This is a genomic window from Hydrogenophaga pseudoflava NBRC 102511, assembly GCF_001592285.1.
GTDB classification, from domain to species: Bacteria; Pseudomonadota; Gammaproteobacteria; order Burkholderiales; family Burkholderiaceae_C; genus Hydrogenophaga; species Hydrogenophaga pseudoflava.
Genome location: NZ_BCWQ01000004.1, coordinates 196,757 through 216,124, shown reverse-complemented (window position 1 = coordinate 216,124; position 19,368 = coordinate 196,757). Strand labels below are relative to the sequence as shown.

Here is a 19,368-nt window from a genome sequence, read left to right as displayed (position 1 = left end):
CCAAGTACACCTCACCGAAAGCCCCGCCTGGCGGGGCTTTTTCGTTCCATTCAGGCGTGCAGCCGGGAAGTCTTGGGCAAGTGCGACATCAGGAACTCCATCTGGTCCGCCAGGATGCGGCGGTTGCGCAGGATGAAGTCCTCCCAGAGGCTGGGCACGTAGGGGGCGTACAGCAGCGGCATGTTCGCCTGCTCGGGGGTGCGGTTGCCCTTGCGGTGGTTGCAGGACCTGCAGGCCGTGACCACGTTCATCCAGATGTCGCGGCCGTTCTGGGCCATGGGCAGGATGTGCTCGCGCGTCAGTTCGTCCTCGTGGAACTGGTGGCCGCAGTAGCCGCAGAGGCAGCGGTCGCGAGCGAACAGCTTGGCATTGGTCAGGGTGGGCCGCAGCTCGAAGGGGTTGATGTTGGGAACGCCCTTGGTGCCGATGATCGAGTTGACGGTGATGATCGACTGCAGACCCGTGACTGCGTTGTGCCCGCCATGGAACACCGCGACCTCGGCGCCCATTTCCCAGCGCACCTCGTCCGCGGCGTAGTGCAGCACGGCTTCTTCCAGGCTGATCCACGATTGCGGCAGCCCCTGGGCAGACAGCTTCAAGACCTTCAAGACCTGGCTCCTTCAACGGAAACTGAAGAGGCCAGCCGCACCGTCACCTGCGGCTGGTGCGCCCACAGGCCGGTGCCCGCGGGGCTGTGTCAATATAGCGTGCTTTTGTGACGCCCTCGCGAACCCCGCGCAATCCCTCATGAAAATCCTCCGCGGCCTCTGGAACCGCTCCCTGCCCGCGACCCAGGGCTGCGCACTCACCATCGGCAACTTCGACGGCGTGCACCGTGGCCACCAAGCCATGCTGGCGCTGCTGCAGAACGAGGCGCGCCACCGGGGCGTGCCCACCTGCGCGATGACCTTCGAGCCCCACCCGCGCGACTTCTTCGCCGCAGTGCACCGCAAACCCGAGCTGGCGCCCGCCCGCATCGCCACGCTGCGAGACAAGCTCGAGGAGCTGGAACGCTGTGGTGTGGACCAGTGCGTCGTGCTGCCGTTCAACCAGCGCCTGGCTTCGCTGCCGCCACAGGCCTTCATCGAGGACATCCTGGTGCGCGCGCTGGGGGTCAAGTACGTGCTGGTGGGCGACGATTTCCGTTTCGGCGCCCAGCGGGCCGGTGACTATCGCCTCCTCGACGCCGCCGGTTCGGCCATGGGTTTCGATGTGGCGCGCATGCAGAGCTACGAGGTGCACGGCACCCGTGTCAGCAGTTCGGCGGTGCGAGAGGCCCTGGCGGCCGGCGACATGGAGCGCACCGCCGCGCTGCTGGGCCGGCCCTACGCCATCAGCGGCCACGTGGTCCATGGGCGCAAGCTGGGCCGCCAGCTGGCCGAATCGGCCCCTGGGCGCAGCGACGGCTTCCGCACGCTGAACCTGCGCTTCTCGCACTGGAAGCCCGCTGCCAGCGGCATCTTCGCGGTCCATGTGCACGGCCTCACTCCCTCCGGGGAGCCCTTGGAGGGCGTGGCCAATCTGGGCGTGCGCCCCTCGCTGGACCCGAACGACGTCAACGGCGGCCGTGTGCTGCTGGAAACCCATTGCCTGGACTGGCCAGCCGGGCTCTCGACCACCCTGCCCGGCGGAGAGGCCTACGGTAAAATCATCCGGGTGGAACTGCTGCACAAACTGCACGACGAGCTCAAGTACGACAGCCTGGACGCCCTGACGCAAGGGATTGCCAACGACTGCGACGACGCTCGCGCGTTTTTTGCTTCGCTGCACGCCCAGACCCGCCGCCAGACCACGCGCGACCGAATTCAAGGCTGACCGCCCCGGTCGCCGCCCCTGCACAGGCTCGGGGCGCCCTGCCCCACCCCCTGCGGCCACCGCGCCGCCCACCGAGCCTGCAAGCCCCACCCACCGAAAGCCGAACACCATGGCTGAAAAGAACGAGAACGCCAGCGGCGGCGCCTACCGCGCCACGTTGAACATGCCCGACACGCCCTTCCCGATGCGCGGCGACCTGCCCAAGCGCGAGCCGGGCTGGGTGGCCGACTGGAACAGCGGCGGCCTGTACAAACGCCTGCGCGACGCCCGCCAGGGCGCGCCGCTGTTCGTGCTGCACGACGGCCCGCCCTACGCCAACGGCAAGCTGCACATCGGCCACGCGCTGAACAAGGTGCTCAAGGACATGATCGTCAAGAGCCGCCAACTGGCCGGCTTCGACGCGCAGTACATCCCCGGCTGGGACTGCCACGGCCTGCCGATCGAGAACGCGATCGAGAAACTGCACGGCCGCAATCTCAGCCGCGACGACATGCAGGCCAAGAGCCGCGCCTACGCCACCGAGCAGATCAACCAGCAGCGCGAGGACTTCAAGCGCCTGGGCGTGCTGGGCGACTGGGAGCGTCCCTACCGCACCATGGACCCGGCCAACGAAGCGGGTCAGATCCGTGCCTTCAAGCGCGTGATCGAGCGCGGCTTCGTCTACCGCGGCCTCAAGCCCGTGTATTGGTGCTTCGACTGCGGCAGCTCGCTGGCCGAGTTCGAGATCGAATACGCCGACAAGAAGAGCGACACGCTGGACGTGGCCTTCGAGTCCAACGACGCGGCGGGCCTGGCCCAGGCCTTCGGCCTGAGCGCCCTGCCAGACGGCAAGCAGGCCTTCGCCGTCATCTGGACCACCACCGCCTGGACCATCCCGGCCAACCAGGCGCTCAACGCCCACCCCGAGCTGGAGTACGCCCTGGTCGACACGCCCAAGGGCGTATTGCTGCTGGGCGCCAGCCTGGTCGATAAGTGCCTGGAGCGATTCGGCCTCACCGGAAACGTGCTGGCCACGGCCAAGGGCGAGGCCCTGCGCGGCCAGGTGTTCCGTCACCCGCTGCACGACCTGCCGGACAGCGGCAACGAATACAGCTACCGCCGCCTCTCGCCGCTGTACCTGGCCGATTACGTGAGCGACGGCGACGGCACCGGCATCGTGCACTCCGCGCCCGCCTACGGTGTGGACGACTTCAACAGCTGCGTGGCCCACGGCCTGCGCTACGACCAGATCCTCAACCCGGTGCTGGGCAACGGCGTCTATGCAGAAGAACTGCCGCTGTTCGGCGGTCAACACATCTGGAAGGCCTGCCCGGTCATCATCGAGACCCTGCGCGAGCACGGCCGCCTGATGGCCACGCAAGGCATCACCCACAGCTACCCGCACTGCTGGCGCCACAAGACGCCGGTGATCTACCGCGCCGCCGCGCAGTGGTTCGTGCGCATGGACGAGGGCGAAGGCGTGTTCACCAAGGACAAGGCGCCCAAGACCCTGCGCCAGCTGGCCCTGGACGCGATCGACCACACCAGCTTCTACCCCGAGAATGGCAAGGCCCGCCTGCGCGACATGATCGCCAACCGGCCCGACTGGTGCATCTCGCGCCAGCGGTCGTGGGGCGTGCCGGTGCCCTTCTTCCTGCACAAGGATTCGGGCGAACTGCACCCCAACACCATGGCCATCCTCGACCAGGCGGCCGACATCGTCGAGAAGGGCGGTATCGAGGCCTGGAGCCGCGTGACGGCCGAGGACATCCTGGGCGCCGATGCGCCGCAGTACACCAAGAGCACCGACATCCTCGAAGTCTGGTTCGACTCGGGCTCGACCTTCTGGCACGTGCTGCGCGGCAGCCACGCCAAGGCCTACCCGAACGGCGCCAGCCACGCGCAAGGCCCCGAGGCCGACCTGTACCTGGAAGGCCACGACCAGCACCGCGGCTGGTTCCACAGCTCGCTGCTGCTGGGCTGCGCCATCTACGACCGCGCGCCCTATCGTGGCCTGCTGACCCACGGTTTCGCCACCGACGGCCAGGGCCGCAAGATGAGCAAGTCGCTGGGCAACACGGTGGAGCCGCAGTCGGTGACCACCAAGCTGGGGGCCGAGATCGTGCGCCTGTGGGTGGGTGCGACCGACTACTCTGGCGACCTGAACATCGACGACAAGATCCTGGCCCGCGTGGTGGACGCGTACCGCCGCATCCGCAACACGCTGCGCTTCCTGATGGCCAACACGGTCGATTTCGACCCGACCACCGACGCCGTGCCGCTGGACCAGATGCTGGAGATCGACCGCTACGCGCTGGCCCGCGCCAGCGAACTGCAGGCCGAGATCCTGAAGCACTTCGACGTCTACGAGTTCCACCCCGTGGTCGCCAAGCTGCAGGTCTATTGCTCGGAAGACCTGGGTGCGTTCTACCTCGACGTGCTCAAGGACCGGCTCTACACCACCGCCCCCAAGAGCCTGGCGCGCCGCTCGGCCCAGACCGCCCTGCACCAGATCACGCACGCCATGCTGCGCTGGATGGCGCCCATCCTCAGCTTCACCGCCGAAGAAGCCTGGGCCGTGCTCGCCAAGGACTCGACGCAGGGCTCGATCTTCTTCGAGACCTTCAGCGCCCTGCCCTCAGCCAACGAAGCGCTGCTGGCCAAGTGGGCCCGCATCCGCGAGATCCGCGACGTGGCCAACAAGGCGATCGAAGACCTGCGCACCGAAGGCAAGGTGGGCGCGTCGCTGCAGGCGACGCTGACCATCACCGCCGGTGCGGACGATGCGGCCCTGCTGCGCGCGCTGGGCGCGGACCTGAAGTTCGTGACCATCACCTCGGCCGTGACCGTGGTGGACGGCGCCGAACTGGCGGTGACCGTGACCCCCAGCACCGCCACCAAATGCGAGCGCTGCTGGCACTACGCCGACGATGTGGGCGCACACGCCGAGCACCCCACGCTGTGCGGCCGCTGCGTGGGCAACCTGGCCGAAGCAGCCGGCACCGGCACTGGTGAAACGAGGAGCATCGCCTGATGGCCAAAACCAAGGCAAGCCTCTGGCCATGGCTCGGTCTGGCCGCTGTTGTCTTCCTGCTGGACCAGTTCACCAAGACCCTGATCCTGGGCTACTACCAGCTGGGCGACAGCACCTACGTCACCAGCTTCTTCAACATCGTGCGGGTGCACAACACCGGCGCGGCCTTCTCGTTCCTGGCGTCCGCTGGCGGCTGGCAGCGCTGGCTGTTCACCGGCATCGGCATCGCGGCGGCCGTATTCATTGTGTGGATGTTGCGCTCTCACCCCGGACAGAAGCTGTTCGCCTTCGCTCTGTCCTGCATCCTGGGCGGCGCCATCGGCAACGTGGTGGATCGCGTGCTGCACGGCTACGTGGTCGACATGTTGGATTTCCACTGGTCCTTCCTGTCGGGCCTGTTCCCCGGCGGCCATTTCCCGGCGTTCAACCTGGCCGATGCGGGTATCACTGTCGGCGCGGTCGCACTGATCCTCGACGAAATCCTGCGGGTGAAGAAGAGCCGTTAAACCGATGGCACTCCGGGTATAGTTTTCCCGGACATGAAACACCTGCTGAATCTGCTGGCCGCCATCGCGCTGCTGGTCTGGGGGACCCACCTGGTGCGCACCGGCGTGCTGCGCGTGCTGGGCAGCAAGCTGCGCCAGGTGCTGGCGGCCAGCATGGGCAACCGCCTCACCGCGGCGCTGTCGGGACTGGGCGTCACCGCCCTGGTGCAGTCCAGCACCGCCACCGCCCTCATCACCGCGTCCTTCGTCGGCCGCGGCCTGATCACCCTGCCCGCGGCCCTGGCCGTGATGCTGGGCGCCGACATCGGCACCAGCGTGATGGCGGTGGTGTTCTCCTTCGACCTGTCATGGCTCTCGCCGCTGTTCATCTTTGTGGGCGTTACGCTGTTCATCCTGCGCCAGGGCACCCAGGTCGGTGACGTGGGGCGCGTGCTGATCGGCCTGGGCCTGATGCTGCTGGCCCTGCAGCTGGTGAGCCAGGCCACGCACGTGCTGACCGCCAACCCCGCGGTGCAGCTGATGCTGGAATCGCTGACCAGCGACCGCATGCTGGAGATCCTGGTCGGCGCCACGCTGGCAGTGCTGTCGTACTCCAGCCTGGCCGTGGTGCTGCTGACCGCGACGCTGGCCATCAATGTGGTGGGCATCGACGTGGCGCTGGGCCTGGTGCTGGGAGCCAACCTGGGCAGCGGCCTGCTGGCGGTGCTGACCACGGCCAAAGCCAACCGCGCCACGCGCCAGGTGCCGCTGGGCAACCTGCTTTTCAAGCTGATGGGCGTGGCCATCGCGCCGGCGCTCATTCCGTTCTGGCTGCGCTGGGTGCCGCCCTGGGTACCGGACCCGGCGGCGCAGACCGTGCTGTTCCACCTGTGCTTCAACCTGATGGTCGGCCTGGTCTTCATCGGCCTGACCGGCACCGTGGCCCACTGGGTGGAGAAGCTGCTGCCGCTGCAGAAAGCCGGCAGCGCGCTCGAACGCCCCAATCACCTCGACCCCTCCGCCCTGGCCACGCCATCGCTGGCGATCTCGTGTGCGGCGCGCGAGGCCCTGCACCAGGCCGATGTGGTGGAAACCATGCTGCGTGGCGTGATGACGGTCATCCGGACCAACGACCTGCAGCTGTCGCAGGACCTGCGCAAGATGGACGACACGGTGGACGACCTGTATTCGGCCATCAAGTACTACCTGACCAAGATCTCGCGCGAGCAGCTCAACGAGAAGGAAGGCCGGCGCTGGACCGACATCATCAGCTTCACCATCAACATGGAGCAGATCGGCGACACCGTCGAGCGCGTGCTGCTGGACATCGAGGACAAGAAGATCCGCAAGGGCCGCGAGTTCTCCGAAGCCGGCATGACCGAGATCAGCGCGATGCACGCGCGGCTGCTGGACAACCTGCGCCTGGGCATGAGCGTCTTCCTTGACGGCGACGTGCGGGACGCGCAGCGCCTGCTGGAAGAAAAGGTGCGCTTTCGCGAGATGGAGCGCGAATACGCCAGCAGCCACCTTGAGCGCCTGACCGAACGCGCGGCCCCCAGCATGGAAAGCAGCTCGCTGCACATTGACCTGATCAGCGACCTCAAGCGCATCAACTCGCACATCTGTTCGATCGCCTATCCCATCCTCGACTCGGCCGGCGCGCTGGCGCCCAGCCGCCTGCGCGAAAGCCGGTTGCAGAGCCTGGAGACACCGCACGGCCGGCACTGAACATCCGCCCCACGCTCCGCCGCCACGCGGGTCGCTGCCCCCAAGGGGCTACTTTCATCTTGGGGCGGCCCTGCGATGAAAGTGCTGGGTGCTGTGCTAATCTGGCCGGCACACCTGTTGACGGAGACACCCTCATGCCCGGACTGCTGCCCCACATCGACCCCGACGGACTGCTGGAATTTTCGGTGGTCTACACCGACCGCGCGCTCAACCACATGTCGCGGCGCTTCCAGGGTGTGATGACCGACATCTCGGCCATGCTCAAGCAGGTCTATGGCGCGCACTCGGCGGTGCTGGTGCCCGGCAGTGGCACCTTCGGCATGGAGTCCGTCGCGCGCCAGTTCGCGCACGGAAAACACGTCATGGTGATCCGCAACGGCTGGTTCAGCTACCGCTGGACGCAGATCTTCGACATGGGCTCGATTCCCGCCAGCCACACCGTGCTCAAGGCGCGCAAGACCGCTGACGGTGCGCAGTCGCCCTGGACGCCCTGCCCGATCGAGGAGGTGACCGCAGCGATCGCCAAAGAGAAGCCGGCGCTGGTGTTCGCACCGCACGTGGAGACGGCCGCCGGCATGATGCTGCCCGACGACTACCTGCAGGCGGTGGCCGAGGCCGTGCACGCCGTGGGCGGCCTGTTCGTGCTGGACTGCATCGCCTCCGGCGCCATGTGGGTCGACATGAAGACCACCGGCGTCGACATCCTGATCTCCGCACCGCAGAAGGGCTGGAGCAGCTCGCCCTGCTGCGCCATGGTGATGCTCAGCGAGCGCGCCCGACAGGCCATCGACACCACCCAGAGCACGACCTTCGCCATGGATCTGAAGAAGTGGCTGCAGATCATGGAGACCTACGAAGGCGGCGGCCATGCGTACCACACCACCCTGCCGACCGATGCGCTGCAACGCCTGCGCGACACCATGAAAGAGACCGAGGCCTACGGCTTTGCCAAGGTGCGCGATGAACAGGTCGCTCTGGGCCGCGAGGTGCGTGCGCTGCTGGAGTCGAACGGTTTTGCCAGCGTGGCCGCGCCCAGCTTCCAGGCGCCCGGCGTGGTGGTCAGCTACACCAGCGATCCGGACGTCCAGAACAGCAAGAAGTTCCTCGCCGCCGGCCTGCAGACCGCCGCCGGCGTGCCGCTGCAGTGCGACGAAGGCGCCGACTTCAAGACCTTCCGCATCGGCCTGTTCGGCCTGGACAAGTGGCACGACGTGGCGGGCACCCTCTCGCACCTGCAGGATGCGCTGAAGACGGTAAGTCCAAAGATATAATCCCGCCGCTTTCCACCAGGAAAAGGAGCCCGACAACGGGCTCCTTTTTTCTTGTGTGCCGCCCGTCAAGCGGAAGAAGGCGACCCAGCGTTTTTTTGTTTTTTCAGGGAGTTCCCATGCAAACGATGAAGAAGCTCATCGCGCTCGGCGCGATGGCTGTGATGACCTGCGCCGCCTCGGCGCAGACCGTTCAGAAGAAGGCCAGTGCCGGCGCCGCCAAAGGCGAGGCCTATGTGGAAAAAAGTCTGGCCTCGCAAGGCCTGGACGGACAGGTGTACGGAGAGCTCGGCCTGAGCTTTCTGCACTACAAGATCGCCCGCGCCGGCATCTCGGCCAAGCCCATCATGCTGCGCGCTGTCGCCGGCTACGACTACCACCCCAACCTGGCCGCCGAAGCCATGCTGGGCCTGGGCCTGCGTGGCGCCGATGCCGTGGGGCCCTGGGGCACCGCCTACAGCGTGAGCGCCGGCACCCTGCTGGGCGCCTACGCCAAGCCGCGGCTGCGCATCGGTGGTGAGACCGAGTTCTTCGCCCGCCTGGGCATCGCCAACGCCGGCACCAGCGTCGGCGGCTACACCGGCACCGACGGCGGCGCCGGCCTGTCCTACGGGCTGGGATTCAAGACGGTGACGCCCTGGAAGTCCTTCGGCAACCGCCCGGTCAGCGTGGCCGCCGACTACATGAGCTACTACAGCGGCAGCGGCGTGAAGCTCACCGGCTTCACGCTGGGCGCCGGCGTGGCCTTCTGAAACAAGCGCGCCTTGAGTCCAAGGGCCACCTTCCGGTGGCCTTTTTTGTTGTGCCCACGGCCTACATTTCATTACCTCGTTTGCGCAGCGTTGTCCCAATCACCGGAACCCGCTGTCCCGCGCGTCCCTCCTACTGGGCGTTGGCCTGTCCGGGTCAGCGATCTTCACAACCAGGAGGTTTCATGAAACGACGTCTGCAAACAGTGCTCATCGGCTCCGCTTCGCTGCTCGCCCTCGGCGCGCAGGCCCAGGGGGTGTACGGCGAGGTGGGCTACAGCCAGTTCAACCTCAAGCAGGACAGCCGGGGCTTCGACGCCAAGGTCAAGCCGACCGCCGCCCGCGCCATCGTGGGCGTGGAACTCGCGCCGCACCTGGCCATCGAGGGCCACGCCGCCACCGGCCTGAAGGACGACTCGGTGCGCATCGGGCCGGCCAGGGCCACGGGTGAGGTCGACAACATGCTGGGGGCGTTCGTCAAACCCAAGGTGATGCTGGGCGACACCGTGGAGCTGTACGGCCGGGCCGGCGTGGCCAGCACCAAGGTGAGCACCTCGGCGTTCGGCGTCGGCGACTCGAACCGCACCACCGGCTTCGCCTATGGCGGTGGCGCGAGCTTCAGCCTCACGCCGCAGCTCTCGCTGAACGCCGACTACATGAACTACCTGGACCGCCGCGGGACCAAGGTCGACGGCGTCACCTTCGGCGTCGGCTTCAAGTTCTGACCGTTGCCGGCTCACCATTGAAAAAACCCCGGGGCTGCTGGCTCCGGGGCTTTTTTTATGGCTCTCTGGCTCAGGGCAGGAGCACGGTGCACCCAGTGGTCTGGCGCGCTTCCAGGCTTTCGTGCGCCTTCCTCACATCGGTCAGTGCGAAGCGCTGGTCGATGCGGATCTTCACCGCGCCGCTGCCCACCACGTCGAACAGGTCGTCGGCCATGGCCTGCGTGCGCTCGCGGCTGCTGATGTGGGTGAACAGAGTTTGGCGCGTGACGTAGATCGAGCCCTTGGGACCCAGGATGCCCGGCGCGAACGGCGCCACCGGGCCGCTGGCGTTGCCGAAGCTGACCATCAGGCCGAACGGCCGCAGGCAGTCCAGCGACTTCTCGAAGGTGTCCTTGCCGACCGAGTCGTAGACCACCTTCACACCCTGGCCGCTGGTGATCTCCTTCACGCGCGCGGCGAAGTCTTCGGTGCGGTAGTTGATGGTGAACTCGGCGCCGTGCTCGCGCGCCAGCGCACACTTCTCGTCCGACCCCGCCGTGCCGATCAGGCGCAGGCCCAGGGCCTTGGCCCACTGGCAGGCGATCAGACCGACGCCGCCGGCCGCGGCATGGAACAGCACGAAGTCGCCCTTCTCCAGACCTTCCACCGGCTTGCAGCGCTTGAGCAGGTACTGGGCGGTCAGGCCCTTGAGCATCATGGCCGCGCCGGTTTCGAACGAGATGCCGTCGGGCAGCTGGCAGACGTTCATCGCCGGCATCACGCGCACATCGCAGTAGCTGCCGGGCTTGCCCGCCGCGTAGGCCGCGCGGTCGCCGACCTTGAGATGGGTCACGCCCTCGCCCACCGCCTCGATCACTCCCGCACCTTCCATGCCCAGTGCCAGTGGCATGGGGTTGGGGTAGAGGCCGGTGCGCTGGTAGACGTCGATGAAGTTCAGGCCGATGGCGTGGTGGCGGATGCGGATCTCGCCCGGGCCGGGATCGCCGACCTCGACGGTGTCGACAACAAGCTGTTCGGGGCCGCCATGGGCGTGGATGCGCACGGCGCGGCTGGTCTGGGTCATGCAGGTCTCCTCAGGTTGGCAATGCCGCACATGCTGCCACGATTCGCGACCGTCCCGAGGGTGTCAGGCCGTCAGCCCCAGGCCAGCCAGGGGATGCCACCGGTCGCTACAGTGCAGGCATGTCGAACCCCTCCCAGCGCCTGACCCCGGCCACCGCGGCCCTGCTCCTGATACCGCCGCTGCTGTGGGCTGGCAACGCCGTGGTCGGCCGGCTGATGCAGGGCAGCATCCCGCCCATCACCTTCAACTTCCTGCGCTGGGTGCTGGCCTTCGTGATGCTGCTGCCGCTGGCCGCCTGGGTGCTGGCACCGCGCAGCCCGGTGTGGGCGCATGGCCGGCGCTTCGCCGTGCTGGGCCTGACCAGCGTGGCGCTCTACAACGCGTTGCAGTACATGGCGCTCAAGACCTCGACGCCGATCAACGTCACGCTGGTCGCCGCGAGCATGCCAGTGTGGATGATCCTGCTGGGTCGGCTGTTCTACGGCGTGCCGGTGACAAGGCGCGCTGCCCTGGGCGCCGCGCTGTCGCTGGCCGGGGTGGTCGTGGTGCTGGTGCGCGGCGACTGGCACCAGCTGGGCACCCTGCAGCTGGTGCCGGGCGACGCCTGGATGCTCGCGGCGTCCATCACCTGGGCCTGGTACAGCTGGATGCTCGCCCGCCCGGCGCCCGGCAGCGAGCCGCCCGAGGTGCGGCGCGACTGGGCCGCCTTCCTGCTCGCCCAGGTGGCCTTCGGGCTCACCTGGTCCGCCGCCATGACCACCGGGGAGTGGCTGATGCTGCCGTCCCTGCCCGAGGGCGAACACCACCTGCGCTGGGGCTGGCCGCTGGTGCTGTCGCTGCTGTACGTGGCCATCGGCCCCTCGCTGCTGGCCTACCGGGCCTGGGGCGCGGGTGTGTCTCGGGTCGGTCCGACCGTGGCCGGTTTCTTCAGCAACCTCACCCCGCTGTTCGCCGCGCTGATGTCGGCGACCCTGCTGGGTGAGCCGCCGCACCTCTACCACCTGGCCGGCTTCGTGCTGATCGTGGGCGGGATTCTGGTCAGTTCCCGGCGCTGATCAGTAGGTTCCGGGGTACAGCCCGCCGTCGGGCAGGATGTTCTGGCCGTTGAGGTAGCCCGCCTGCCGGCTGCAGAGGAAGGCGCAGATGGCGCCGAACTCCTCGGGCGTGCCGAAGCGCCGGGCCGGTACCAGCGCCAGCTGCGCGGCGCGCACTTCGTCCACGGTCTGGCCGGTCTTGGACGCCGTGCCCGCGATCGTGCCCTGCAGGCGCTCGGTGGCGAACTTGCCGGGCAACAGGTTGTTGATCGTCACGCCCTTGGCCGCGATGCCACTGCGCGCGACACCGGCCACAAAACCCGTGAGGCCGCTGCGCGCGCCGTTGGAGAGGCCCAGGATGTCGATCGGCGCCTTCACTGCGCTGCTGGTGATGTTGACGATGCGGCCAAAACTGCGCGCCGCCATGCCGTCCACGGTGGCCTTGATGAGCTCGATGGGCGTGAGCATGTTGGCGTCCACCGCCTTGATCCAGGTCTCGCGGTCCCACGAGCGGAAATCGCCCGGCGGCGGGCCACCGGCGTTGGTGACCACGATGTCGAAGGCCGTGCCAGGCCCGCCCGGCGCAGCGAACGCGGCGTCGCGCCCCTCGGGGGTGGTGATGTCGGCGGCCACCGCAATCACGGCCACGCCCGGCGAGGCCGCCCGCAGCGCGGCGGCCGAGGCGTCCAGCACCTCGCGGCCACGCGCCACCATCACCACGTTCACGCCCTCGGCCGCCAGCGCCTGCGCGCAGCCCAGCCCGAGGCCCTTGCTCGCGCCGCACACCAGCGCCCATTTGCCTGCAATGCCCAGATCCATGTTTGATTTCTCCTAGTCCTGTTTGGGTTGCGCCGCCTGGCCGCCGAAGCGCGTCACCAGGAACACGCCCGAGACCACCAGCACCGTGCCGGCCACGATCCAGCCGTTGAAAGACTCTTCCAGAATCAGCACCCCCATGGCGATGGTCGACATCGGCCCGATCATGCCGGTCTGCGCCGCGAGCCCCGCGCCGATGCGCTCGATGGCCATCATCACCATGATCACCGGAGCGAAGGTGCAGGCGGTGGCGTTGAGCACCGACAGCCAGATCACCTCGGGCGCCACCTCGGCGGCGCTCAGCGGCCGCAGCAGCACGAACTGCAGCAGGCACAGCAGACAGGCCACACTGGTCGCCAGCCCCACCAGCCGCATCGATCCCAGGCGCTTGACCATCTCTCCGCTGTAGACGAGGTAGATCGCGTAGCTGATCGCGCTCAGGAACACCAGCAGCGCGCCCAGCGCCGCGCCCGGGCCGGCGAAGTCGGCCTCGTGGCCGAACACCAGCAGCACACCCGCGTAGCTCACCGCCATCGCCACCGCCTGCGTGGCGCTGATGCGGCGGCCATACAGCAGCCAGCCCAGCAGCAGCACCAGGGTGGGGTTGAGGTAGAGGATCAGGCGCTCCAGGCTGGCGCTGATGTAGCTCAGGCCCCAGAAGTCCAGGAAGCTGGCGAGGTAGTAGCCCGTCACGCCCAGGCCCAGGATGCCCAGCCAGTCCCGCCGACTCAGCGGGTGCTTCGCGCCACCGCCCTGCCGGTAGGTGGCCCACCAGGCCAGGGCCAGGAACATCGGCAGCGCGAACAGCATGCGGTACATGATCAGCGTCACCGCATCGACCCCGTGGCGGTACGCGAGCTTGACGATGATGGCCTTGCCGCTGAAGGCGATGGAGCCGGCGCAGGCCAGCAGCAGTCCGGAAACGAGGTGGGGCGGGCGGGAGGCGGTGACCGTCATCCGGGAATTATCGGCAGGCCACGCCGGCGCCGCTGTCGTGTTCGGCGATGGGAGCCTTCGCGCTCAGTCTTTGGGCGCGGTCAGGCGGGCCGCGTCGACGATGCGGTAGGCGCGGCCGATCCGGTCCATCGGCTCGATCAGGCCCTCGCGCACGAAGGCGTTGAGCGTGCGGCTGACGGTCTCCAGCTTGAGGTCGAGCATGGCCCCCATGTCCTCGCGCGAGAACAGCGTGCACAGGGAGGGGTCCTGGTCGGTGCGCATCTTGAGGATCAGACCCGCCAGGCGCTGGCGCGCGTTGCCGAAGTTGAGGTCGGCCAGCCAGTCGTCGGCCTCCTTGAGGCTGCGGTGCCAGCGCTCCAGCAGGCGCTGGTGCAGGCGCGGTGTTTCGCGGTTCAGGCGCTGGATCACCTGCAGCGGCAGGCGGCAGACGCGGACACTGGTCAGCGCGATGGCGTCGGCGTCGTAGGTCGGCCCCATGAGGGCCTCCAGGCCGATCACGTCGCCGCTGCGCAGCACCCGCACGATGCGCTGGCGGCCGTCCACCGTGTTGCGCACCAGCTTGACCATGCCGGCCCGCAGCGTGAACAGCGAGGTGGCGGTTTCGCCCATGCGCACCAGCGCGTGTCCCGGCGCGTATTCGAGGTCGTCGATGGGCGCGTGGATCAGGTTGAAGTCGTCTTCGTGCAGGTCCGCGAACAGCACCATGTCGCGGATGCCGCAGGCGCGGCAGTCGGCGGTGCCGCGCCATGCCGACTCGGTCTTGATGGGGATCATGGTTCTCAGGGTGTCATTGCACCGGCGGTGTGCAGGCCAGCACCTCGTCCAGCGTGGTCAGGCCTTCGGCGACCCGGGCAGCCCCGGCCAGGCGCAGCGGCCGCATGCCGTCGGTCACGCCCTGGCGGCGCAGGCTCTCCATCTTCGGCTCGCGGTTGACCTTGTCCTTGAAGGCCTCGGTGATGGTGAGCAGCTCGTACAGGCCGGTGCGGCCGCGGAAACCGGTCATGCGGCACTCCACGCAGCCCACCGGCTGGTAGGGCCGGTACTTCCCGCTCACCTGCCAGGGCTTGACCAGATCGGCCAGCGACGAGAGCGAGGCCTCGGCCGCCGCATCGTCCTCGCGCACCTTGCACGACGGGCAGAGCGTGCGCACCAGGCGCTGCGCCAGCACCCCGAGCACGGTGGCGTTGATCAGATAAGGCGGAATGCCCAGTTCCATCAGCCGCATGATGGCGCTGGGCGCGTCGTTGGTGTGCAGGGTCGAGAAGACCAGGTGGCCGGTCAGCGCCGCCTGCACCGCCATCTCGGCGGTCGGCAGGTCGCGGATTTCGCCCACCATGATGATGTCCGGGTCCTGGCGCATCAGCGAGCGCAGCCCCTGCGCAAAGTCCAGGTCGAGGTGCGGCTGCACCTGGGTCTGGTTGAAGGCCGGCTCGATCATTTCGATCGGGTCTTCCACCGTGCTGACGTTGACCTCTTCGGTCGCCAGGCGCTTGAGCGTGGCGTACAGCGTGGTGGTCTTGCCCGAGCCGGTCGGACCGGTCACCAGGATGATGCCGTGCGGCCGTTTGGTCAGCGACTCCCAGCGCGGCGCGTCGGTGGCCGAGAAGCCCAGTGCGGCCAGGTCCTTCACCGTCGCGTCGGGGTCGAAGATGCGCATCACCAGCTTCTCGCCGAAGGCGGTGGGCAGGGTCGACAGACGCATTTCGACCTCGTCGCCCTTGCCATTGCCACGCTCAGGCCGCAGCGTCTTGATGCGGCCGTCCTGCGGGCGGCGGCGCTCGACCACGTCCATGCGGCCGAGCAGCTTGATGCGCGCGGTCATGGCGTTCATCACCGTCATCGGCATCTGGTAGACCGGGTGCAACACGCCGTCGATGCGGAAGCGGATCACGCCCTGGTCGCGGCGCGGTTCCAGATGGATGTCGCTGGCGCGCTGGTCGAAGGCGTACTGCCAGAGCCAGTCCACCACCTGCACCACGTGCTGGTCGTTGGCGTCCAGCTTGTTGGCCTTGCCCAGCTCGACCAGCTGCTCGAAGGTGCCGAAGGGGTTGCTCTGGTTGCCCATCTTGCTGGCCGCCCGGACGGACCTGGCCAGCGCGAAGAACTCGGCCGTGTAGCGTGCGACATCCTGCGGCGGCGAGACCACCACGCGCACGCTCTTGCGCGTCTGGCGCTCGACCTCGGGGATCCAGTCGCGCACAAAGGGCTCGGCCGTCGCCACCACCACCTCGGCGGGCCCCACCTGCACCGGCAGCACCTTGTGGCGCTCGGCGTAGGCCGCGCTCATCACGTCGCCCACCTTGCCCACATCGACCTTGAGCGGGTCGATGCGGAAGAACTCCAGACCGCTGCGCGCGGCCAGCCACTGCGTGAGCATCTCCACGTCGAGCACCTGGCCGTCCGACTGGCGCGACATGCCCACCACCGCCAGCCGCACCAGCGGATGCTGGGCGCTGTGGGCCGAAGCGCAGCGGGCGATGGTGCGTGCGGCCTCGTCGGCCGAGATCACGGCGTCCTCGCGCAGCCACCCCACCAGGACACGCCAGTCCAGCGGACCGGCGTCGGCGGTTTTCGGGGCGGCGGGCTTGTGGGTGGTTTTCATGCGGGTCTCATTCAACCGGTTTGAAGATGCGCAGCCATTTCACCGCGGGCAGGTCCCAGCGCGTGCGGATCTCTTCCGCGCGGGCCAGCAGTTCCATGCGCGTGGGTCGCTGGGGGGTGCGCTGCGCCAGGACGATGGTATTGCCTTCGCGCGTGGGCTTGAAGGCCCAGACCGCGTCGCGCCCGAACGCGGCGCAGATGCTTTCCAGCGAGCGCTCGTAGCTGGCATCGCGGCCGAACAGGTTGACCGTCATCGCGCCCTCGTCGGTCAGCAGGGCGCGGCAGTCGGCATAGAAGTCGGGGCTGTCGAGCACGGGCGCCGCCGCCTCGTGGTCGTACAGGTCCACCTGCAGGGCGTCGATGCTGCCCAGGTGCACCGCCTGGCGAACCTCCTGCGCCGCGTCGGCCAGCAGCACGCGCAGGCGTGGCCCGTCGGGCGGCAGCTTGAACCAGCCGCGGCAGGCGGCGACCACCTGCGGGTTGATCTCCACCGCCGTGGTGTCCATGCGCAACTTTTTGTAATGGAACTTGGTCAGCGCGGCCGAGCCCAGGCCCAATTGCATGGCTCGGCGTCTGGACACCGAGTCGGGGTCGACAAACAGCAACCAGGCCATCATGCGCTGCACATAGTCCAGCTCGATGGCGAAGGGGTCGTCGATGATCATCGAGCCCTGGATCCACTCGGTGCCCAGGTGCAGGAAACGCACCTCGCCGTCTTCAGAGAGTGTGACGTCCGGCAGCGCGCCGGCTGCGGCGCGTGAAGAACTCCTCATCGGGGCGCCCTCCACTCACAGGAATGCGACAGCGGCGGCGCAAACGACACGGCGTTGCGCGTCAAGGCGTCGGCCTGTCGAAAAGAGTTCGCATGGGCGAAGGAAGATCGCATCGGGACAAGGTGTTCCAGGAGAAAGGATTCATTATGAACATGGAAGTGGTCTGGAATTTCCTCAGCACCCAGGGGGCCGACTTCGGCCTGAAGATCCTGGGCGCGATTGCGGCCTGGGTGGTCGGGCGCTGGCTGATCGCGCTGGCGGTGCGGCTGATCGGCGCGGCGCTGGAGAAGGGCCGCAAGGTCGACGCCACGCTCACGCAGTACCTCAAGTCCATCATCTCGGTGCTGCTGACCCTGGTACTGGTGCTGGCCATCCTGGACATCTTCGGCATCAAGACCACCTCGTTCGCGGCCCTGCTGGCCGGCGCGGGCCTGGCCATCGGCGCGGCCTGGAGCGGCATGCTGGGCAATTTCGCGGCCGGCCTGTTCCTGCAGGTGCTGCGGCCCTACAAGGTGGGCGACTTCATCAACGCCGGCGGCACGCTGGGCACCGTGAAGGAACTGGGCCTGTTCGCCACCACGGTGCTCACGCCGGACAACGTGCTGACAGTGGTGGGCAACAACAAGGTGTTTGCAGACAACGTGCAGAACTTCAGCGCCGAGCCATACCGCCGCGTGGACTGCGTGGCCAAGGTGGCCAACAGCGTGGACGTGATGGACGCCATGGCGCGCCTGCGGCCGGTGATCGCTGCGATCCCGAACGTCAAGGCCTCACCGGCCCCGGACATCGAGATCCTGCAGTTCACGCCCGAAGGCCCGCTGCTGTGCGTGCGCCCGTACACGCACACAGACCACTACTGGCAGGTCTACTTCGACACCAACAAGGCCATCGTCACGACCTTTGGTGCGGCGGGGTACCCGGTGCCCGAGACGCCCATGGCACACCGCACGGTGTGAGGGCTCAGGCCAGCAGACCGCTGGCCCTGAACACCTCGTCCCACGCCGCCAGCTTGCGCTCGAACGACCAGCTGGCGTTCGCCGGGCTGGTGGACGGCAGCCGGTACACCGGCAGGCCCCACGCCTGCGTGTGCCTCGCATGCCGAAAACTCTCGCCACCGTTGTGGGCAATGGCCACCAGGTTCGGGCACTCGCGAAGCACAAGGCCGAAGTCGTTGAGTTCGGCGTTCCGGATGGCCGTGTCCAGACTGCCCTCGCGCTCGCAGGCGGCATAAACATCCCAGATACCCAGCCCGCGCTCGCGCACCACGGCCAGCCGCTCCGCGTAGCCCAGGGCCACCAGATCCACCGACCAGAGCGCCCCCAGAATCTTCCAGAACTGGTTCTGCGGGTGGCCGTAGTAGCGCTGCTCGCGCAGCGAAGCCACACCCGGGAAGCTGCCCAGCACCAGCAGCCGGGTCTGCGGCCCGATCACCGGCGGCAGGCCGACCAGGCGGGTCATGAGGTCACCGGCGCCAGCGCCGCCAGCCGCGGCAGCACACGACAGGCGTTGGCGCTGGTCGTCGCCGCGAATTCGTCGGGCGCCATGCCCCGCAGCCCGGCGATCACGCCACCGATGCGCGGCAGCTCGGCCGGCGTGTTCAGGCCCTGTGGCCGGCCAGCAGCCCGTTCGGCGGCGGTGGCGTAGAGCCACTGCGGCGGGATGTCCGGCGCGTCGGTCTCCAGCACCACCGCCGACAGCGGCAGTTCGGCCGCCAGCGCGCGCAGGCGCTTGGCCGGCTCGAAGGTGGACGCGCCGCCGAAGCCCAGCGCGAAGCCCAGGTCGGTGAAGGCGCGCGCCTGTTCGGCGCTGCCGCTGAAGGCGTGGGCGATGCCGCCGCCGGTGGGCAGCTCACGCAGGTGCTTGAGCAGCCCATCCGCGCTGCGGCGCACGTGCAGGATCACCGGCAGGCCGTGCTGGCGCGCCAGCCGCAGCTGGGCGCGGTAGAAGCGCTCCTGCCGTTCGCGCATGGCGGGTTCGCACAGGGCCGGCACAAAAAAGTCCAGCCCGATCTCGCCCACCGCCACCAGGCGCGGGTCGTTGCGGTGTTTGGTGAGCGCCGCGTCCAGCGCATCCAGGTCTTCGTCCGCGGCCCGGGGCACGTACAGCGGGTGGATGCCCAGCGCGTAGGCGTCGCCCAGCCGGTGTGCCAGCCGCCGCACCGTGTCCAGGTTCTGCCGCATCACCGCCGGAATCACGCACAGCCCCACGCCGCGCTGCGCCGCCAGCGCGCGCGCCTGCACGGCGAGCGCGTGGTCGGCGCCGAACTCGGGGGCGTCCAGATGGCAGTGCGTGTCGATCCACATCGGGGGTATAACTCCTCGAACGATTGTGCCCCGACCCC

The 19,368-nt window shown here is 68.1% G+C and carries 18 protein-coding genes; 9 read left to right on the top strand and 9 right to left on the bottom strand.

The window, feature by feature from the left end; genetic code table 11:
- Positions 1-50: 50 nt before the first annotated feature.
- The gene (locus tag HPS01S_RS07280) at positions 51-608 is read right to left on the bottom strand and encodes an HNH endonuclease (RefSeq protein ID WP_066153207.1); all 558 of its coding nucleotides are present in this window, start codon (positions 606-608) and stop codon (positions 51-53) included.
- Between the two features lie 139 nt (positions 609-747).
- On the opposite strand from HPS01S_RS07280, the gene HPS01S_RS07275 reads away from it, so the two are divergent.
- The 7 genes from HPS01S_RS07275 to HPS01S_RS07245 all read left to right on the top strand — a co-directional run bounded on the left by HPS01S_RS07275 (position 748) and on the right by HPS01S_RS07245 (position 9,783).
- The gene (locus HPS01S_RS07275) at positions 748-1,815 is read left to right on the top strand and encodes a bifunctional riboflavin kinase/FAD synthetase (RefSeq protein ID WP_066153204.1); all 1,068 of its coding nucleotides are present in this window, start codon (positions 748-750) and stop codon (positions 1,813-1,815) included.
- 109 nt (positions 1,816-1,924) lie between these two features.
- Positions 1,925-4,828, top strand: a complete 2,904-nt coding sequence (gene ileS / locus HPS01S_RS07270) for an isoleucine--tRNA ligase (RefSeq protein ID WP_066153196.1) — start codon at positions 1,925-1,927, stop codon at positions 4,826-4,828.
- Complete coding sequence (gene lspA / locus HPS01S_RS07265; protein ID WP_066153194.1) at positions 4,828-5,334, top strand: signal peptidase II; 507 nt, start codon at positions 4,828-4,830, stop codon at positions 5,332-5,334. Before ileS ends, lspA begins: the two co-directional genes overlap by 1 nt.
- Positions 5,335-5,367: 33 nt before the next feature.
- Positions 5,368-7,041 (top strand): Na/Pi cotransporter family protein, encoded by a 1,674-nt coding sequence (locus HPS01S_RS07260; protein WP_066153192.1) that lies wholly within the window; start codon positions 5,368-5,370, stop codon positions 7,039-7,041.
- A 134-nt stretch (positions 7,042-7,175) separates the two neighbouring features.
- Positions 7,176-8,312 carry an aminotransferase class V-fold PLP-dependent enzyme gene (locus HPS01S_RS07255; RefSeq protein WP_066153189.1) on the top strand — a complete coding sequence of 379 codons (1,137 nt, stop codon included), beginning with the start codon at positions 7,176-7,178 and terminating at the stop codon, positions 8,310-8,312.
- Between the two features lie 116 nt (positions 8,313-8,428).
- Positions 8,429-9,061, top strand: a complete 633-nt coding sequence (locus HPS01S_RS07250; protein WP_157576137.1) for a putative outer membrane beta-barrel protein — start codon at positions 8,429-8,431, stop codon at positions 9,059-9,061.
- Between the two features lie 182 nt (positions 9,062-9,243).
- Positions 9,244-9,783: a porin family protein gene (locus tag HPS01S_RS07245; protein WP_084397138.1), complete on the top strand. Its 540-nt coding sequence runs from the start codon at positions 9,244-9,246 to the stop codon at positions 9,781-9,783.
- Positions 9,784-9,853: 70 nt separating this feature from the next.
- Here the strand turns inward: HPS01S_RS07245 and HPS01S_RS07240 are convergent, their stop codons facing one another.
- On the bottom strand, positions 9,854-10,846 hold the full coding sequence (locus tag HPS01S_RS07240; protein ID WP_066153181.1) for a quinone oxidoreductase family protein: 993 nt from the start codon (positions 10,844-10,846) through the stop codon (positions 9,854-9,856).
- A 119-nt stretch (positions 10,847-10,965) separates the two neighbouring features.
- Here HPS01S_RS07240 and HPS01S_RS07235 point away from each other — a divergent pair, with 119 nt between their 5' ends.
- Positions 10,966-11,901 carry a DMT family transporter gene (locus tag HPS01S_RS07235; protein WP_066153180.1) on the top strand — a complete coding sequence of 312 codons (936 nt, stop codon included), beginning with the start codon at positions 10,966-10,968 and terminating at the stop codon, positions 11,899-11,901.
- Here the strand turns inward: HPS01S_RS07235 and HPS01S_RS07230 are convergent, their stop codons facing one another.
- From HPS01S_RS07230 to HPS01S_RS07210, 5 genes are all read right to left on the bottom strand, one after another.
- Entirely contained in the window at positions 11,902-12,699 is a 798-nt protein-coding gene (locus HPS01S_RS07230) for an SDR family oxidoreductase (protein WP_066153177.1), read from the bottom strand.
- A gap of 12 nt (positions 12,700-12,711) precedes the next feature.
- On the bottom strand, positions 12,712-13,653 hold the full coding sequence (locus tag HPS01S_RS07225) for a DMT family transporter (protein WP_066153174.1): 942 nt from the start codon (positions 13,651-13,653) through the stop codon (positions 12,712-12,714).
- Positions 13,654-13,716: 63 nt separating this feature from the next.
- Complete coding sequence (locus HPS01S_RS07220; RefSeq protein WP_066153171.1) at positions 13,717-14,427, bottom strand: Crp/Fnr family transcriptional regulator; 711 nt, start codon at positions 14,425-14,427, stop codon at positions 13,717-13,719.
- A 13-nt stretch (positions 14,428-14,440) separates the two neighbouring features.
- Positions 14,441-16,255 carry a type IV pilus assembly ATPase TfpB gene (gene tfpB, locus HPS01S_RS07215; RefSeq protein WP_157576135.1) on the bottom strand — a complete coding sequence of 605 codons (1,815 nt, stop codon included), beginning with the start codon at positions 16,253-16,255 and terminating at the stop codon, positions 14,441-14,443.
- Positions 16,256-16,262: 7 nt separating this feature from the next.
- Positions 16,263-17,027 carry a class I SAM-dependent methyltransferase gene (locus tag HPS01S_RS07210; RefSeq protein ID WP_066153165.1) on the bottom strand — a complete coding sequence of 255 codons (765 nt, stop codon included), beginning with the start codon at positions 17,025-17,027 and terminating at the stop codon, positions 16,263-16,265.
- Positions 17,028-17,173: 146 nt separating this feature from the next.
- On the opposite strand from HPS01S_RS07210, the gene HPS01S_RS07205 reads away from it, so the two are divergent.
- Positions 17,174-17,983 (top strand): mechanosensitive ion channel family protein, encoded by an 810-nt coding sequence (locus HPS01S_RS07205; protein WP_066153162.1) that lies wholly within the window; start codon positions 17,174-17,176, stop codon positions 17,981-17,983.
- 4 nt (positions 17,984-17,987) lie between these two features.
- Here the strand turns inward: HPS01S_RS07205 and HPS01S_RS07200 are convergent, their stop codons facing one another.
- Together HPS01S_RS07200 and HPS01S_RS07195 are read right to left on the bottom strand one after the other, a co-directional pair.
- The gene (locus tag HPS01S_RS07200; RefSeq protein ID WP_066153161.1) at positions 17,988-18,485 is read right to left on the bottom strand and encodes a DNA-deoxyinosine glycosylase; all 498 of its coding nucleotides are present in this window, start codon (positions 18,483-18,485) and stop codon (positions 17,988-17,990) included.
- Positions 18,482-19,330: a TatD family hydrolase gene (locus tag HPS01S_RS07195; RefSeq protein ID WP_066153159.1), complete on the bottom strand. Its 849-nt coding sequence runs from the start codon at positions 19,328-19,330 to the stop codon at positions 18,482-18,484. The genes HPS01S_RS07200 and HPS01S_RS07195 overlap by 4 nt, the downstream gene beginning before the upstream one ends.
- Between the last annotated feature and the right edge of the window lie 38 nt (positions 19,331-19,368).

What these genes read in the sequence shown, in the direction of transcription:
- HPS01S_RS07275 (WP_066153204.1), top strand. Translation starts at nt 748, where the DNA reads ATGAAAATCCTCCGCGGCCTCTGGAACCGCTCCCTGCCCGCGACCCAG.
- ileS (WP_066153196.1), top strand. Translation starts at nt 1,925, where the DNA reads ATGGCTGAAAAGAACGAGAACGCCAGCGGCGGCGCCTACCGCGCCACG.
- lspA (WP_066153194.1), top strand. Translation starts at nt 4,828, where the DNA reads ATGGCCAAAACCAAGGCAAGCCTCTGGCCATGGCTCGGTCTGGCCGCT.
- HPS01S_RS07260 (WP_066153192.1), top strand. Translation starts at nt 5,368, where the DNA reads ATGAAACACCTGCTGAATCTGCTGGCCGCCATCGCGCTGCTGGTCTGG.
- HPS01S_RS07255 (WP_066153189.1), top strand. Translation starts at nt 7,176, where the DNA reads ATGCCCGGACTGCTGCCCCACATCGACCCCGACGGACTGCTGGAATTT.
- HPS01S_RS07250 (WP_157576137.1), top strand. Translation starts at nt 8,429, where the DNA reads ATGCAAACGATGAAGAAGCTCATCGCGCTCGGCGCGATGGCTGTGATG.
- HPS01S_RS07245 (WP_084397138.1), top strand. Translation starts at nt 9,244, where the DNA reads ATGAAACGACGTCTGCAAACAGTGCTCATCGGCTCCGCTTCGCTGCTC.
- HPS01S_RS07240 (WP_066153181.1), bottom strand. Translation starts at nt 10,846, where the DNA reads ATGACCCAGACCAGCCGCGCCGTGCGCATCCACGCCCATGGCGGCCCC.
- HPS01S_RS07235 (WP_066153180.1), top strand. Translation starts at nt 10,966, where the DNA reads ATGTCGAACCCCTCCCAGCGCCTGACCCCGGCCACCGCGGCCCTGCTC.
- HPS01S_RS07230 (WP_066153177.1), bottom strand. Translation starts at nt 12,699, where the DNA reads ATGGATCTGGGCATTGCAGGCAAATGGGCGCTGGTGTGCGGCGCGAGC.
- HPS01S_RS07225 (WP_066153174.1), bottom strand. Translation starts at nt 13,653, where the DNA reads ATGACGGTCACCGCCTCCCGCCCGCCCCACCTCGTTTCCGGACTGCTG.
- HPS01S_RS07220 (WP_066153171.1), bottom strand. Translation starts at nt 14,427, where the DNA reads ATGATCCCCATCAAGACCGAGTCGGCATGGCGCGGCACCGCCGACTGC.
- tfpB (WP_157576135.1), bottom strand. Translation starts at nt 16,255, where the DNA reads ATGAAAACCACCCACAAGCCCGCCGCCCCGAAAACCGCCGACGCCGGT.
- HPS01S_RS07210 (WP_066153165.1), bottom strand. Translation starts at nt 17,027, where the DNA reads ATGAGGAGTTCTTCACGCGCCGCAGCCGGCGCGCTGCCGGACGTCACA.
- HPS01S_RS07205 (WP_066153162.1), top strand. Translation starts at nt 17,174, where the DNA reads ATGAACATGGAAGTGGTCTGGAATTTCCTCAGCACCCAGGGGGCCGAC.
- HPS01S_RS07200 (WP_066153161.1), bottom strand. Translation starts at nt 18,485, where the DNA reads ATGACCCGCCTGGTCGGCCTGCCGCCGGTGATCGGGCCGCAGACCCGG.
- HPS01S_RS07195 (WP_066153159.1), bottom strand. Translation starts at nt 19,330, where the DNA reads ATGTGGATCGACACGCACTGCCATCTGGACGCCCCCGAGTTCGGCGCC.